The 16214-nt window shown below is 41.8% G+C and carries 17 protein-coding genes; 12 read left to right on the plus strand and 5 right to left on the minus strand.

Features of this window, described 5'->3' with window-relative positions; translation table 11 throughout:
- Positions 1-10: 10 nt before the first annotated feature.
- Both kdsA and KIT51_12105 read right to left on the minus strand, forming a co-directional pair.
- Positions 11-844, minus strand: a complete 834-nt coding sequence (gene kdsA / locus KIT51_12100) for a 3-deoxy-8-phosphooctulonate synthase (protein UYN85618.1) — start codon at positions 842-844, stop codon at positions 11-13.
- A 2-nt stretch (positions 845-846) separates the two neighbouring features.
- The gene (locus KIT51_12105) at positions 847-1386 is read right to left on the minus strand and encodes an HAD-IIIA family hydrolase (protein UYN85619.1); all 540 of its coding nucleotides are present in this window, start codon (positions 1384-1386) and stop codon (positions 847-849) included.
- A gap of 110 nt (positions 1387-1496) precedes the next feature.
- Between KIT51_12105 and KIT51_12110 the strand changes: the two genes are divergently transcribed.
- Positions 1497-3947: a penicillin acylase family protein gene (locus KIT51_12110; GenBank protein ID UYN85620.1), complete on the plus strand. Its 2451-nt coding sequence runs from the start codon at positions 1497-1499 to the stop codon at positions 3945-3947.
- A gap of 1 nt (position 3948) precedes the next feature.
- A complete protein-coding gene (locus tag KIT51_12115) occupies positions 3949-4281 on the plus strand; it encodes a hypothetical protein (GenBank protein UYN85621.1) in 333 nt (110 codons plus the stop codon).
- 60 nt (positions 4282-4341) lie between these two features.
- Here the strand turns inward: KIT51_12115 and KIT51_12120 are convergent, their stop codons facing one another.
- The gene (locus KIT51_12120; protein ID UYN85622.1) at positions 4342-4575 is read right to left on the minus strand and encodes a hypothetical protein; all 234 of its coding nucleotides are present in this window, start codon (positions 4573-4575) and stop codon (positions 4342-4344) included.
- Between KIT51_12120 and KIT51_12125 the strand changes: the two genes are divergently transcribed.
- Both KIT51_12125 and KIT51_12130 read left to right on the plus strand, forming a co-directional pair.
- Positions 4574-4777, plus strand: coding sequence for a hypothetical protein (locus KIT51_12125; protein UYN85623.1), 204 nt, complete (start codon positions 4574-4576; stop codon positions 4775-4777). The genes KIT51_12120 and KIT51_12125 overlap by 2 nt on opposite strands.
- A gap of 418 nt (positions 4778-5195) precedes the next feature.
- On the plus strand, positions 5196-5777 hold the full coding sequence (locus KIT51_12130) for a hypothetical protein (GenBank protein ID UYN85624.1): 582 nt from the start codon (positions 5196-5198) through the stop codon (positions 5775-5777).
- 22 nt (positions 5778-5799) lie between these two features.
- Here the strand turns inward: KIT51_12130 and KIT51_12135 are convergent, their stop codons facing one another.
- Positions 5800-6954 carry a TetR family transcriptional regulator gene (locus tag KIT51_12135; GenBank protein UYN85625.1) on the minus strand — a complete coding sequence of 385 codons (1155 nt, stop codon included), beginning with the start codon at positions 6952-6954 and terminating at the stop codon, positions 5800-5802.
- A 133-nt stretch (positions 6955-7087) separates the two neighbouring features.
- Here KIT51_12135 and KIT51_12140 point away from each other — a divergent pair, with 133 nt between their 5' ends.
- From KIT51_12140 to KIT51_12170, 7 genes are all read left to right on the plus strand, one after another.
- Positions 7088-7498 (plus strand): universal stress protein, encoded by a 411-nt coding sequence (locus tag KIT51_12140; GenBank protein ID UYN85626.1) that lies wholly within the window; start codon positions 7088-7090, stop codon positions 7496-7498.
- Between the two features lie 15 nt (positions 7499-7513).
- Positions 7514-8137: a sterol desaturase family protein gene (locus KIT51_12145; GenBank protein ID UYN85627.1), complete on the plus strand. Its 624-nt coding sequence runs from the start codon at positions 7514-7516 to the stop codon at positions 8135-8137.
- 59 nt (positions 8138-8196) lie between these two features.
- Positions 8197-8826: a TetR/AcrR family transcriptional regulator gene (locus KIT51_12150; GenBank protein UYN85628.1), complete on the plus strand. Its 630-nt coding sequence runs from the start codon at positions 8197-8199 to the stop codon at positions 8824-8826.
- Positions 8827-8858: 32 nt separating this feature from the next.
- Positions 8859-10229, plus strand: coding sequence for a TolC family protein (locus KIT51_12155; protein ID UYN85629.1), 1371 nt, complete (start codon positions 8859-8861; stop codon positions 10227-10229).
- 32 nt (positions 10230-10261) lie between these two features.
- Positions 10262-11326: an efflux RND transporter periplasmic adaptor subunit gene (locus KIT51_12160; protein ID UYN85630.1), complete on the plus strand. Its 1065-nt coding sequence runs from the start codon at positions 10262-10264 to the stop codon at positions 11324-11326.
- A gap of 26 nt (positions 11327-11352) precedes the next feature.
- The gene (locus KIT51_12165; GenBank protein ID UYN85631.1) at positions 11353-14487 is read left to right on the plus strand and encodes an efflux RND transporter permease subunit; all 3135 of its coding nucleotides are present in this window, start codon (positions 11353-11355) and stop codon (positions 14485-14487) included.
- A gap of 296 nt (positions 14488-14783) precedes the next feature.
- Complete coding sequence (locus KIT51_12170; GenBank protein ID UYN85632.1) at positions 14784-15050, plus strand: hypothetical protein; 267 nt, start codon at positions 14784-14786, stop codon at positions 15048-15050.
- 1 nt (position 15051) lies between these two features.
- Here KIT51_12170 and KIT51_12175 read toward each other — a convergent pair whose 3' ends face one another.
- A complete protein-coding gene (locus tag KIT51_12175) occupies positions 15052-15849 on the minus strand; it encodes a LexA family transcriptional regulator (protein ID UYN85633.1) in 798 nt (265 codons plus the stop codon).
- Between the two features lie 89 nt (positions 15850-15938).
- Between KIT51_12175 and KIT51_12180 the strand changes: the two genes are divergently transcribed.
- The gene (locus KIT51_12180; protein ID UYN85634.1) at positions 15939-16211 is read left to right on the plus strand and encodes a hypothetical protein; all 273 of its coding nucleotides are present in this window, start codon (positions 15939-15941) and stop codon (positions 16209-16211) included.
- Positions 16212-16214: the final 3 nt, after the last annotated feature.

The raw sequence follows: 16214 nt of genomic DNA on the forward strand, positions 1-16214 counted from the left end.
GGTTTAGGATTCAGTCAAGCGACTTCTGGAGGTCCCAGAACTTTTTAAGGTTCGTAACAAACATCTCCATTTGTTGCAAGGGAATCATGTTTGGGCCATCGCTTAACGCCTTGTCGGGATTGGGGTGTGTTTCAATGAAAAAGCCATCAACACCGGTTGCTGCTGCTGCACGTGCCAGAAAGGGAGCAAACTCACGTTGGCCACCCGATGTGCCGCCCAAACCACCAGGTTGCTGAACCGAGTGTGTAACATCAAAAATAACGGGCGTAAACTGGCGCATGATGGGAAGTGAACGCATATCCACCACCAGGGTATGATAGCCAAAGCTGGCACCGCGCTCCGTGAGGAACACATTGTTGTTGCCTTCTCCCCGTACTTTGTCAACAGCATACTTCATATCCGCAGGCGCCATAAACTGCCCCTTCTTTACTTTCACAGCTTTACCTGTTCGGGCTGCCGCTTTCAGCAAATCAGTCTGGCGACAAAGGAAGGCAGGTATTTGCAGTACATCAACCACCTGCGCCACTTCAGCACATTGATACGATTCGTGCACATCCGTAACGATAGGCACTTTTAAATTTTGCTTCACCATGTCCAGTATTTCAAGGCCCATATCCATGGAGGGACCCCGGTACGACCCGGATGAAGTTCGGTTGGCCTTATCGAAAGAGGCCTTAAAAACATAATCGATACCAAGTTTTTCACATAATGTTTTCATGTGGGTGCCAACCTCCATGCAAATATCAAAGCTCTCCGCTGCACATGGGCCGGCAAACAGCACCATGCGGTTACTACCTAATTTGATTTTTTCCGTTATCGATACAGTATCTCTGAATTTCTCCATAATCAGTTGTTCACAATTTTATCCAACCTGCCGCTGGCTGCGAGAATCAAATCTGCAACTTCCCTAAACACCCCCTTGCCGCCTTTTCTGTTGGTAACCAGATCGGCTTTGTCCTGAACATAACTCATGGCATCAGCCGGGCAGGCGCTTAAACCAACCAGGCCAAAAACACCAAGGTCATTAATGTCATCCCCGATATAAGCTACCTCTTTTGTTTTAAGCTTGTAATGCTGCATAAGCTTTTTGCAAACCTCGGCTTTATCCATTATGCCTTGGTGGCAGAAATCAACTTTAAGCTCGGCACACCGCTTGGTTACAACTGCCGATTCGCGGCCTGTAATGGCTCCTGTTATAATGCCTGCTTTTTTCAGGTAACTAACAATAAAACCATCTTTAACATTAAATGCTTTTATCTCTCTTCCGGAATCATCATATATGATTTTTCCATCGGTGAGCACGCCATCCACATCAAAAAAAATGGCCTTAATAAACGAAGCCTTTTTTACCTGTTCTTTCGTGTACTGATCAAGAAGCTTTTTCAACGGGTCGGAGTAAGTTTTCTCGTTAAGAAGTGCGAAAATTAGGAAAAGCTTTTTAAGTTGGAAAATTGTTACGGTTTGCCGGGCAACTAACCACCTCAAATCTTCAGTCTATGAAAATCGTTAAGTTCCTCATTAGCCTCACCATTACCATTTTGCTTGTTTGGTCACTCAGTGAAAGTTGGGTGGTGGGCGGTAGTCGCATCCCTCCGTTGGGCAAGTTTCTTGATCCGTTTCATGGATTCTGGCAAAACATTGAATCAAAAAAACATACGCTGGCCGGGAAGCTTGACATTCCCGGCTTGAAAGAGCCCGTGACCATCGTGTTCGATAGCCTCATGATCCCCCATGTATTTGCACAAAACGATGAAGACCTTTACCTGGCGCAAGGCTATATAACCGCCCTTCACCGCTTGTGGCAAATGGAATTTCAAACCCATGCAGCAGCCGGAAGGATTTCAGAATTAATCGGTGCAGGAAAGGACGATGCTGTTTTAAATTACGACAGAGGGCAACGCAGGTTGGGAATGGTGTTCGCAGCCGAGAATGCTTTTAGAAGAATGGAGGCTGACCCGTTGGCAAAAATGGTAGCTTTTAAATATGCTGAGGGGATTAATGCTTACATACAATCCTTAGCCTACAAAGACTTTCCTTTAGAATATAAACTCATGGACTATGCGCCCGAGGAATGGACACCCATAAAATCTGCTCTGCTGTTGCGTAGCATGGCACAAACCTTAAACATAGGTGATAAAGACATGCAAATGACCAATGCCCTGGCCCTGTTCGGCAAAGAAATGGTTGATCTCCTTTATCCGGATTTAGAGCCCATGGGCGACCCGATTGTGGACCGTACCAACCGCTGGGGCTTTGACCCTGTGAAAATTGAAGCTACACCACCCGCTTTACCGGCTGAATTGATTGCCATTAGCGGTTTAACTACGCCCGATCCATCCATTGGCAGTAATAACTGGGCCGTTAGCGGAAGTAAAACAAAAACAGGTGCCCCCATTCTTTGTAACGACCCTCACCTTAACATTACACTCCCTTCCATATGGTATGCCATACAACTCCATTCACCTTCCGCTAATGTAATGGGGGTTTCCCTACCAGGCGCACCAGGTGTAATCATCGGCTTTAACGATTCCATTGCTTGGGGGGTAACCAATGCACAACGCGACTTAGTGGATTGGTACAAAGTAAACTTTGAAAACAGTCGAAAAGAAAAGTACGAACTGGATGGCGAGTGGAAAGAAACCAAAAAGGTAGTTGAAAAAATTACCGTGCGCGATCGCGAAACATATTTTGATACCGTGATCTATACCCATTGGGGCCCTGTACCATACGATGAAAATTACCGTGCAGAAAACAACCGCAGGCACTACGCATTTCGGTGGATTGCCCATGATGAATCGGAAGAACTGATGACCTTCTATAAACTAAACCGGGCCAAAAATCATGATGATTACATGCGCGCTTTGGATTATTACTCTTCTCCTGCACAAAACTTTGTATTCGCTTCCGTTACCGGTGATATTGCCATGCGCATACAAGGTAAGTTTCCGGTCCGCAGGAAAGGTGAAGGCAAGTTTGTGCTGGACGGAAGCAAATCCGCCAGTGGGCCGCAAGCCTATATCCCTTTTGATCAAAATGTGATGGATAAAAATCCCGAACGGGGTTTTGTTAGTTCGGCTAACCAATACCCGGCTGATGCTACCTACCCTTATTACATTAACGCGGTAAGCTATGAAGCTTATCGCAACCGCAGGATCAACAACATCCTCAGGCAATCAACTTCAGTTACCGTAAAGGATATGATGAACCTGCAAAACGACAACTACAGTATTAAAGCTGAAGAAGTTCTTCCCTTTCTATTGGAACGGTTAGACGCCTCTGGATTTAATGATGATGAAAAGTATGGTTACGAGACACTCAAAGCATGGGATTACTTTTATCATGTTGATTCAGAAAGCGCCTCGTACTTTGAAGCCTGGTGGACAAATCTCTTTCCACTGATCTGGGACGAAATGCGGAACGATGAACTGTCACTCTCCTACCCAACCGCCTGGAACACCATTAACCTGATGAAAACAAAACCTGATTTAGAATTTTATGACATCAAGAACACGCCTGAAAAGGAAACGCTAACCGATTTAATAAGGCAATCCTTTACCCAAGGCGTTTTGGAAATTGAGCAGTGGAAAAAAGACAAGGGAGTTTCCGGTAAAGTTAACTGGGCAGAATTTAAAGACACCTACATTGAACACCTTACCCGGACAGAGGCACTTGGCTTTCATGTGCAGCATGGTGGTCATGCCAATGCTGTAAATGCAGCCTCGCGCAAGCATGGCCCCTCCTGGCGGATGATCGTAAGTGTAGAAAAAAATGGCCCTAAAGCTTATGCAACATACCCGGGCGGGCAGTCGGGTAATCCGGGGAGTATTCATTACTCCAGCATGCTTGACCATTGGTCGAGCGGAAAGTACTTCAATCTTTTGTTTTTACAGGCACCTGAAGGAGCCGGCAACAAAGCAAACTTTAAAACCACTTTAAATCCCAATTAAGATGAGATTCATGGTTCAAATAATCCTTATTGTCGCATTAGCCTGGATTGCCGAATCGTTTTTTCCCTGGTGGAGCAGTGTCATTGCTGCGGCAGTGGTTGGGTTTCTCTATAAATCCAAAGCAAATTTTTTGGCTGGTTTCATAGCCATTGCCTTGTTGTGGCTTATCAAAGCCGTAATCACCGACCTTAATGCAGCCGTACCGCTTGCCGATAAGATTGCAAAAATTTTATTGGTCAACAGTAAAATATTGCTTTTGGTACTCACCGCCACACTTGGCGGATTAGCAGGTGGGTTTGGGGCCTTAACGGGGTCACTTTTAAAAAGTAATTAAACTGAAACAAAAAAAGCGGGCCAAGCAATGCCTGGTCCGCTTAAATTACGTTTAACTCGGTTACTTTTTTACGTTGCTGTTAACAACCTTAGCCAGTTCGAACATGGAAATTTGATTCTTGCCGCCAAACACAACTTTAAGCTTGGCATCAGCATTAATCATACGTTTATTAACAGTATCCTGCAGGCCGTTGGCTTTAATGTAATCCCAAATCTTTTTCACGATTTCTGTGCGCGCTGCGGGTTTGTTTCCAATAACGGCAGCCAATGCATCGCTGGGCGTTAGAGCAGCCATGAAAGCTGCGTTAGGTTTTCTTGCCGATTTTTTAGACGCAACTTTTTTTGGAGCAGCTTTTTTGGGGGCTACTTTTTTTGGAGCAGCTTTTTTAGGTGCAGTCTTCTTTTTTGCTGGAGCTTTAGCCGCTTTTTTTGGAGCCTTCTTCGCAGCCTTTTTGGTAGTTTTCTTTGCCATAATAATAGTTAGGTGTAATGGTTAGTGTTTATTTCCGGTTAAAAAACTAAGCCGGAAAACGGGTGCGAATATACCGATATGTTGCTCATTACCATACACAAGGCATTGATTTATAATAGAAAAGCCCCTCAAGTGTGAGGCTTTATTGTCGGCCTGACCGGTAAAATTTCGAACCAAATATACCAAGATTTAAAGTTACTGCACAGATTATTCAATTTTTGTAGAAATCGTCAATAATCTTTTTTTACAAAGTTGTGAGCCCTTTAGTCAGTTTGTGCTAAGTGGATATAGACTTGGTCTATTTTTGCTATTTTAGAGCAATGATTACTGTAGTTATATTCACTGTAATTTTCTTGATTGATAAATATTTGAAAGTTTATCAGAAGACATCAATTGTCAATCCCTGGTCAAGACGATTGTTTAATGTCGTTAACTATTCAGACGTGGAGGAGTTAAAAAAGCGTTTGAGATATGTTCTTGTTTGGCTTTCAATTGATTACATCATGACCGACAATATACTGCGAGAGTATTTTGGTCAGAATACAACATGGTATCTTAATGTGGGATGTTTGTACTTTATTGTTGCCCTTTACTTTTTAATACCACAGTCATTCTTTCTGACAGCCAATGAAAAAACGAATGGTATTTTCAGGAAATTGTTTATGCCCACTCTGGTTTTTGGAACAGGGGCATACGTTTTTCCCAATATGAAGCCGGGAGATATAACTGGCCCGACCTATGAAAGCCTTTCTGATGAGGCGAAACTTGTAATAATAAAACTAACCTCTGCTATTTTTCTTGTTTTTACAATAGTTTGTGCTGTCTCAATTTTGATTAACTTGTTATTCAAGTGTTTTGTTTCTCTGAATTACTATTCAAGTAACCTTGTTTGCGTTGGTATAAAAAGGCTTTCCGGTCATTGTACGAAGATTCATCCAGAAGAGCCACACGAAGTTCTGGCGTTCTGGGTTCAATTACTAATGCTCTTGATTTCTGGTATTGTTGCCATTATTACTCTTTCTTGAGTTATCATTCAAGTCATTCACATCAATTCATCACCACATTCCACCCATAATTATTTACCAGTACATACACCTGCTCTTTCGCACTTACCGGGTTCCCATCATTAGCACCCAAAACAAACCCTGCCGGAGGCTGGAGTATCCCGGAGGGAGCAGAATTCGTTCCGGCTATGTTCAGATACTGCACACCTGTACCCCAATTCTTCCCCCTGTTCTGGTAAACGGAATTGATAGTAGCATCCACATTGGCCTGACTCATGTTGTTATTTTGGATTTGTATTGAGCCAGGGAGGAAGCCATTGACACCAAAGGGAAATGTGACATTGAGTAAGGGGCAATTACTGAAATGCCATCTTCGGAATGTTGCCTGGGCGTGCGTGTACTCAACATTTTCCATGTTATTGATTACGGACAGGGTAGGATTGTTAAAGCCATGAAGATCGAGAGAGCATTTAGCTGCACCGAGAGTTGACGGGAATGTTATTGAGACAAGATTTGGGCAGTCGTTCACGAGCATTTGACCAATAGGTGTTACAGTATCATTTCGGCCTGAAAGGTCAACACTGGTTAATCCTGAAAACCTACCATACAAGGAATTGACCTTAGCCATTGTATTAAGTTCGGGGAGTTGAATAATATCGCAACGGTCAATGTTGATAGAAACAATTGTTGCACCGTGCGCTGCAAGGTTATTGAATCCTTCCAATGCGGGATTGGATTGCCCCTGAATTGTTGTGAGCCTGGCTACATTTGGTAGCGTGACCTTGCCTGTCAGCTTACAAGAATCGGCAACAAACGTTGTCAGGTTTACAAGCGTGTCAACGTTCAGGTTATTCCCAAATCCATCGGCACTGTTTTGCCCACCATCTACATTGGAGCCGGAACCTAATCGCAAATCTGTTAATCCAACGCAAGCTCTTATTTGATTAACAAGGTTGGGGTTAGCTAAAACACTTAACCGATTACCCATCAAGTAAAGAATGCTCATTGAATTCGTTACGAAAATCCGCTCAAACATTTTATCCTTCGACCTGAAATAATAGTGAAGCAATGCCCGGTTGATCCCTGCACGATCCGATATCTCCTGCATCCTGGCCCCATCGAATCCTTTCAATTCAAACACCTTTCTTGCGGCCACCAAAATTGCTTCCTCCGTAGAAATGCTTGTTTCTGTGTTCATTTCAATGTTTTTTTGATTTTAACATAGTGTTTTAATAATCTTGTTAAAAGTAAAATTATTCTTTTAACTTTACACCGTCAAAATTTTAGACGACAAGTTTAGAACACTTATGAAAATCATGATTGCAAGTGATTTGAGTGAAAATTCTTTGCTCATGATTGAGGAAGGAATCAAGCTTGCGCGACAACTCAATGGAGCTGTTTGGATTATTCATGTGGTGGACAATACATCGCAGTATTCCAATTATGCTCCGGGGCTGCCTAAGGTTTGCAACTGGGAAGAAATTGGACAGTATGCAATCGAATTTCTCACCAGGGAAACGCAAAAGTATGGGAACGTTGACAAAGAGATTGTGGTCAGAATTGGAGATCCAAGAAAGGAAATAATCGAGCAGGCAGCAAGGCTTGACATTTCTTACCTGGTGATTGGAACACACGGTAAGACAGGACTATCCCATTGGGTTATGGGGAGTAATGCGGAGTACTTGATAAGGCACGCGACTTTGCCGGTTATCGTCATACCGTATAGAAGGGAAACTCACTAAAATAAATGTTAAAGAATGATGGAGGTAAAGCCAAAGAATGCGGGAACAAGAAAACTGTTTGACAGCCCGGTGCTTGAGCGATTGACGCGTACGCATATTGCTGTCCCAACTTCAATACTTGTTTTATATTCGGTAGCCCTATTTTACTGGAGTCTCACCCACACAGCGCTGACATGGGGTATCGCTACCCTTCTTTTCTTTGCAGGATGGTTAGTATTTACTTGGGTTGAATACAATGCGCACAGGTATATCTTTCACATGGCTACTTATTCGAAGCTGAGAGCAAAGATTCAATATACAATACATGGTGTCCACCATGAATATCCAAGAGATAAAGACAGACTGGCAATGCCTCCGATACTAAGCGTAACCATTGCCACAATTCTGCTTTTGGTTTTAAGATTGGTTCTGGGTGACTATGTATTTGCATTTTTGCCGGGATTTTTAGTGGGGTATTCGGTCTATCTTGGTATTCATTACAGCGTTCACGCCTTTCCGCCGCCTCGAAATTTTTTTAAGGCTCTTTGGGTAAATCACAGCATTCACCATTACAAGGATGGTGAATCAGTCTTTGGCGTTTCTACTCCTTTGTGGGATTACGTCTATGGAACAATGCCTCGTAATACCAGACATGGTTGACGTTTGGATTAATAGTTCAAAATGGTTTCAAAGGCATTTGCTTCTATACTCAAATAGCTATGTACAATTCTGAAAATAGAGAAAAAATACTTACCTGTGCCGAGAATCTTTTCAGAAAATACGGCACCAGAAGCATTTCTATGGATGATATTGCGCATCACCTGAGCATGTCAAAGAAAACCATTTATGAATCATTTGCAGATAAAGATGAAATCGTACATCTGATTATCACCGCCTTTCGAAAAAAACTTGAAGGATTAGTTGAGGCCATTTTTGACAGGCCTACCAACCCGGTTGAGCGGTTAATAAACATTTTCATCTGCATCACATCCATGATAAGGGAAACCAACACTTCATTGATTTATGATTTACAAAAATATCACGAGAATGAATGGCAAATTCTACAGGAGTTCAGAGATGATTTTCTGGCCAGCAAGATTAAAGACATTGTAACTGAGGGAATCAGGAAACAATACCTCAACTCAACACTCGATGTGAATTTTTATGTTTTACTTTTTATTGAAGTGGTTAAGTTGTCTGGCAATGAAAAACTTTTTCCACAGGCAAAATATTCAAAACAGGAGGTAGCAATCAATTTGATTGATTGTCTGGTCAATGGGATTGCATCCGAAAAAGGGAGACGTGTTAGTAAGAATCTGAAGTTAAACACGCTTCAAAATCTGGATTAAATCATCAACTAAATAATAGTTTATCAATAAGTATGAAGAATCTAAAGTTAGTATTTATCCTTTTAAATCTCTTCCCTGTAATGCTCTTTGCGCAAGAGGCTCAACGCTATTCTCTCAGGCAGTGCCTTCAACAAGCCATGACCGAGAATGTTTCCATTCTCAAAGCTCAACTGGATGAGGATGAGGGGAAGCAAAAAACAAAGGAAGTGAAAGCCACCGCTTATCCCCAGATTAATGCAACCGGGGAACTGATTGATAATGTGCTGCGGCAAGCATTCGTTTTTCCGGCAGCATTGGGCGATCCGAATGCAGGCCCCGATGATTACATTGTACTACGTGGCGGCCTTCAATATACAGCATCGATAAATGTGCAGGCTAATCAACAGATATTCAACCAAAGTCTGTTTACAGGTATCAAGGCTGCAAAAGTAAGCGAAGATTATTACAGGCTTAACCGTGAACGCATTGAAGAAGAGACCATCTACCAGGTGGCATCCCTATTTTATCGAGTTGCCGCTTTGAAGACACAGCAAATTGTTTTAGAGACTAATCAGGAAGAACTGCAAAAGAGCCTTGCTATTACCAATGATCGTTTTAACAATGGCTTAGCACGGAAGCTTGATGCCGACAGGTTACGGGTTAGCCTCACCAATATCGAAACTCAATTGGCCACTATGCAGGACACTTACAATGTGCTGATAAGCCAGTTAAAATTATTAATCGGCCTTAACAAGGATGTTGCATTCGACATTGATTTCCAGTTGCCCACTGACTTAGACTCTGCATTCTTAAATTACACACCGGGCACATTAGATACAGAATTCATTTGGGAAGACAAGATTGAGTATAAGCAATTAACCACCCAACGTTCCTTGTATCAACTGGAGCGCAAAAATTATTCAGCGGGTTATTATCCCACCCTGTCAGCATTTGCCAGTTACACTTATCAAGGCCAAACTAATTCTTTTTTTCTATCAGGTGATTCAAATCCGCTTTGGTTTGATGTCGCATCAATTGGTTTGCGGTTAAACATCCCAATCTTTGATGGTTTACGAAAGCCTGCGCAAATGCAACAATCCCGTATCCGGCAAATTAAAACTGAGAAAGATTTGGCTTTCGTCAAGCAACAATCTTCAGCCATCAGTGAAAATGCTACGAGGTCTCTTGAAGTGAATTACAAAAATTTCCAGGCTCAACGTCAAAATGTTCAGCTTGCCAACAGCATTTACGATGCAACCGAGCAAAATTATAACGAGGGAGTCAGTCCATTAACCGATTTATTGCAGGCAGAAACTGCCAGAATCCAGGCACAAAGCCAACTAATCGAGGCACTGTTAAAAGTAAAACAATCGGAAATAGAACTGCTTAAAGCCAACGGTGACATCAAATCTTTATTAAACTAAATTCTAACTATTCTAATTCAGGAATTATCATTATGAAAAAAACAATAATAGCCATAGTTGTCATCATTGCACTTGTATTGATTAGTGCTTATGTGCTTAAGAACAACAAAGAGAAGATGAAGGAAAAAACAGAACTGGCAAAGATTGTTAATGCAACAATTCCAGTAGAGGTAGCCGTAACAAAACGTGAAGCCTTGGGTGGCAGTTTTATAGCTACTGGTAGTTTTTCGCCATCCAGACAAGTCATTGTTTCCACGGAAGCGGCTGGTAAGATAGTGAACATATCTGTTGACGAGGGAAAATTTGTTCATCAGGGACAATTACTGGCAAGAATGGAATATGAAACACTTGAAGCGGATGTCAAATCAGCAACTGCAAACCTTAAGAAGTTAGAAACCGATAAAGAGCGCTATGAGAACCTGGTAAAGACAGGGGGAGTTACGCAGGCTCAGCTTGATGAGGTCAACTTGAACTACACTAATGCAGAAGCAAGGTTGATAAACGCCAAAGAAAGATTGAAAGATTCATACCTGACCGCACCCTTTGCCGGTTATGTGAATAAGCGCTTTATAGAAAATGGCCAGTACATTGCTTCTGGCAAAGAAGCGTTTGAAATTGTCGACCTGACGAAGATGAAAATGGTTGTGAACGTAACAGAAAATCAAGTGTTACGAGTAAACCAAGCCCGGCAAATTAAAGTGTCGGCAGATGTTTATCCTGATGTTAATTACGAAGCCCGTGTAAAGTTTGTTGGTGCGACTGCTGATGTCAACCTGAACTTTCCGGTGGAACTTCAAATCACAAATGTAAAAGACAAACCACTTCGCGGTGGAATGTTTGGTCGTGCCACATTTGAATTGCCTGCTGATGAAACTTCCCTGGTGATTCCACGGGCTGCACTCCTGGGGAGCATTGAAAATGCTCAAGTGTATGTCGTTTCCGGGGACTCCGTTATGTTAAGGGCGATTACGATCGGGAAGCTTTTCTCCAATAATGTCGAGGTAGTTAACGGTATGAACGAAGGTGAGAAGGTAGTTACCAGTGGTCAAATCAACTTGACTGAAGGTGCCAAAGTAACAGTCCTTAATAAAAATTAATTTACGTCAATTAGCACAACACTGATATGAAAATAACTGAAGTTTCGATAAAAAGGCCATCTTTTATATTGGTGCTTTTTATAACATTAACATTTCTGGGCCTTAACAGCTATCAAAAACTGGGTTATGAATTGATGCCTAAATTCAGTGCACCTATCCTAACAATTTCAGCAATCTATCCGGGGGCTTCGCCAAATGAAGTGGAAAATTCCGTAACAAAGGAAATTGAAAATGCTATATCATCAATGGAGAATGTGAATAAAATCACTGCCAGTTCTTATGAAGGGCTATCAGTGATTGTAATTGAACTTCGGAATGAGGCAAATGTTGATTTGGCATTGCAAGATGCTCAGCGAAAAGTGAACGCTACTTTATCCAATCTTCCTGATGATGTAAAAACACCTTCATTAGGAAAGTTCTCATTCGATGATTTGCCGATTATTAATCTTGGCATTTCGGCTAAAATGAACGCAACTGAATTGTACGATTTGGTTACGCAACGTCTTCAGCCGAACCTGGCAAAAATTCCTGGGGTCGCGCAGACGAATATAATTGGTGGCGAAGAACGAGAGATTCGCATAAATGTCAACAGAAATAAATTAGAGGCATATAAACTCTCCCTTCCCCAACTTGTTCAACTTATTAAAAATTCCAACGTTGACTTTCCCACCGGTAAAATAAAGTCCGAGGAAGAACAAATCCTGATAAGGCTGGCCGGCAAATACCAAAGATTGGAAGAAATAAAAAATCTGGTGGTTGCTTCAACACCCCAGGGAGGGCCTGTTTACTTAAAGGAGCTAGCAGAAGTTCAGGATACTAAGAAGGAGGCCAAACTCATCAACCGCATCAATTTATTAAACTCAATTGGGCTGAGCATTCAAAAGCAAACGGATGCCAATGCAGTAGCTGTAAGTGAATTGGTACACAAGGAGCTGACCAAACTTGAACACTTGTATTCTAATATTGATCTAAAGTTTACCGTTGCCAGAGACTCTACCGAATACACACTGGAAGCAGCCGATGCCGTAATACATGATCTTATTCTCGCCATCGTCCTGGTAGCAGGCATTATGTTATTATTCCTCCATTCTTACCGGAATTCAATCATTGTTATGGTAGCGATACCTCTTTCCCTCATAGCCACTTTTATCGGTATGTCTTTATTCGGATTTACGCTTAACCTGATGTCACTGCTTGGTCTTTCGTTGGTGGTTGGCATATTAGTAGATGATGCCATTGTGGTAATCGAAAATATTTATCGCCACATGGAGATGGGTAAAAGTAAAATTCAGGCCGCGTATGATGGCGTGAAGGAAATCGGTTTCACTGTTACCTCCATTACAATGGTAATTGTTGTGGTGTTTTTACCCATTGCCCTGACAACCGGTATCATTTCGAATATTATGCGTCAGTTTTCTATCGTGATTGTCATCTCAACATTGCTGTCATTACTGGTGTCATTCACAATGGTTCCTTTTCTATATTCAAGATTTGGAAAATTAGAGCGCTTAACCAATAAAACACTCTTCGGAAGATTTGTTTTGCGATTTGAGGAAACATTAGACAGATTTATTCATTGGGTGCAGAACATATTGAGATGGTCGTTCAGACACAGATTTATCACCCTTAGCATCGCTGGCCTGCTCTTTTTTGGATCGATTAGTTTAATTGTTGCAGGCTTTATCGGAACAGAATTTATAGCCCAAGGAGATCGTGGCGAATTCGTCTTGGTTCTAGAATATCCAAAGAGAACATCGGTTGATCAGAATAATATTCAGTCGCGAAAAATTGAGGAGTTTGTTTCTTCCAAAAGAGAGGTTGTATCAACTATCACTACTATCGGGCAGACCAATGAAGGTGGCTTCTTTGGATCCGCTACTGGAACACCCTACAAATCAGAAATTACAGTTAAACTTGTTCCGGAGGATCAACGCGAAAAGAGTTCAGATATATATGGCGTTCTTTTAAAGAACGAGATCATGGATAAATTTCCCGGTGTAAAAGTAAAATCGACACCCATATCAATGCTGGGTACTGCCGAGCAGGCACCTATTCAACTTATCGTTACAGGCCCAACTTTTGACACGGTAATGTTCACTGCCGATAAACTCATGCAGGAGGTAAAGAAGGTGGAGGGAACACAGGAAGTAAAGCTTACCGTAGAGTCGGGAAGTCCTGAGGTTGTTGTTACCACCGACAGGCAAAAGATGGCCGAGTTGGGATTGGATATTCAAACCGTAGGAGCTACTATGCAATATGCTTTTAATGGCAATACTGATGCAAAATTCAGACAAGGCGAGTACGAGTATGATATTAATATATTATTTGACGAGTTTAACCGGAAAAGCATTGAGGATGTGCGGGCACTTACATTTTTAAGTAAATACGGAAAACAGGTCAGGCTTGATCAGTTTGCTGAAGTAAAAGAAGGTTTTGGGCCATCCAAACTTGAACGGTTTAATCGGATAACTTCTGTCAATGTTAATTCTCAATTACTCGGACGCCCTTCAGGAACGGTTGCGGCAGAAATAAAGGGAATCATTGATGGTATGACTTTACCCGCTGGAGTAAGCGTGATTTTTGGTGGAAACCAGGAGAGACAAGAGGAATCTTTTGGACAGTTAGGATTTGCCTTTATCACTTCTATCTTATTAGTGTATCTCATAATGGTTGCGTTGTATGACAACTTTGTTTATCCATTTGTTGTATTATTCTCAATACCATTGGCAATCATTGGTGCCCTCGTTGCATTGGCGCTCTCCGCCCAAACCCTGAGCTTGTTTACTCTCCTTGGTATTATTATGCTTATCGGGTTGGTGGCCAAAAACGCGATCCTGGTAGTTGATTTTACGAATCACCTCAAAGAAAGAGGGATGACCACCGAAGAGGCGTTGCTGGAAGCAACAAAGGAGCGGCTTCGCCCAATCCTCATGACAACAATTGCAATGGTGGCAGGGATGATGCCCGTGGCATTGGCCAATGGACCTGGAGCGGATTGGAAAAATGGCCTTGCCTGGTCAATCATTGGCGGCTTAACCAGTTCCATGTTTCTAACTTTAGTAGTTGTTCCTGTAGTATATCAGCTTGTTGACAGAGTTTTGATAAAAACCGGGCTGTTAAATGAAGCAAAAAAAGCCAGGTATAAAGAGTTTGCGACTTAAAGTTTTTCCATTGAGTGTAGGCCTTGCCTACACTCAATAGTTATGGTATATTAACGATGGGGTACTGTATAGTAAAATCCGGATCAGGAAGGTTCAGACAAAAACAATTTTTTCAACTCCCTTTAACGTTTTCCATCTCTAATTCAACTTATTTTCAACTCCATTTGATTGATTACACATTCATTTGTTTTTGAAGAAATTCGTTAAGATTCATTCACAATGTTTTATAATCGTTCATAACCATTTAAGTACACTTTGTTCAACCTATAAATTTACTTCTCAACGTAGAACAAATTATGATGGGAAAGCAAGGTGAGGAGCAAGTGAAAGAGGAAGTTTTCTTATTAAAGGCACTTACACATAAACAACTCGCACAGATGTACGGAGTTAGTTGGTTAACATTTCAGAACTGGATCAAGAAAGTGGAACATGAGGTTGGCAAAAAGACAGGGCACTTCTATCACGTTCATCAGGTGAAAAAAATATTTCAAATCTTCGGATTACCTAAGCAACTTAATCTTACAGCTAACGACATGGACGAGATCAATAAGTCATTGACTTAGATCATTTACTCGGTAAGGACTTTTTCAATCGCTCTTTCAGTAAAACCATATCTCCCTCCAGCGCATTGATCCTTTCGTACAATCCAGAAGGTTCCGGTGCCTGGCGAGTGAGTTTGATTTTGAATTTCCAAACCTCTTTGATGTTCTCAACCGGTAGCGGGAAAGTTGGATACTGAGGGTCTTTGTTATCAGACTTGCAAATGATGACTCCACCTTTGTCCAGGTAATTAAGGCAACGCTTCAAAACGATATTATCAACTTCCTGGGCATTGTTCACAAGGATGTAAACGAAACCATCACGTATGTCTTCGAGTTTCTCTACGTATTCACCAACTACAATATCTCCGGGAAAAAATCCAGTTCTATCGGCAAGCATACTGTAACCGCTAACTTCAAACGCTCGGAAGGAACCATGACCAAGGCCTGGAATCCAAAAAGCGGGAAGGCTCTCGATGTACTCTTCTTGCTGCGCACCTACCAAGTATCCGGCTTGGGCTTTGATTGGCACCAATACAATGTTGTCTTTTCCGGAACTGTCCACAGTAGTTACAACAGTCCGGACTTCCTTTAAACCTCCTGTTTTAGTGGGTTTTGCGTTGCCTGTGAGGCGATCCCAACTTGTTGAGTAATGATTAACTATCTTATCAATCGACTCCAGAGAAGGGTACATTTGGCCACTTTCTATCTGTGATACGGCTGAACGGCTCAAATCCACGGGAGCCCCGAATTCTTCCTGAGAAAGCCCTTTTTCAAGCCTTAGCGCTTTAATTTGGTTTCCTACGACATTCTTTGTCAGCATAAATTTATTTGTTTAGTAAAACTTGACAATATTAGTGAGTATTACTTAACATTGCAAACCGACCACGTAAATAATAACGACAAACATATATGAAGCGCGAAATCACAAAAACCGAGGAAACCGGACACAAACCAGAAATTTTTGTTTTGAGACCCTACAATCACAAACAACTGGCCGACTTCTACGGGGTTTGTTGGTTGACGTTTCAGCGATGGGTGAAAAAACATGATGAGGAAATCGGAAAGAAGCAGGGACACTTCTACAGTATTAAGCAGGTACTTATTATCTTCAAGATATTCGGTATGCCTAAGCGGTTTAAAGTGTCTTTGTCGGAAGTAGAGGAGATGTTTAAAGCTGCGTAATAC

Source organism: Cyclobacteriaceae bacterium (assembly GCA_025808415.1).
GTDB lineage: Bacteria > Bacteroidota > Bacteroidia > Cytophagales > Cyclobacteriaceae > UBA2336.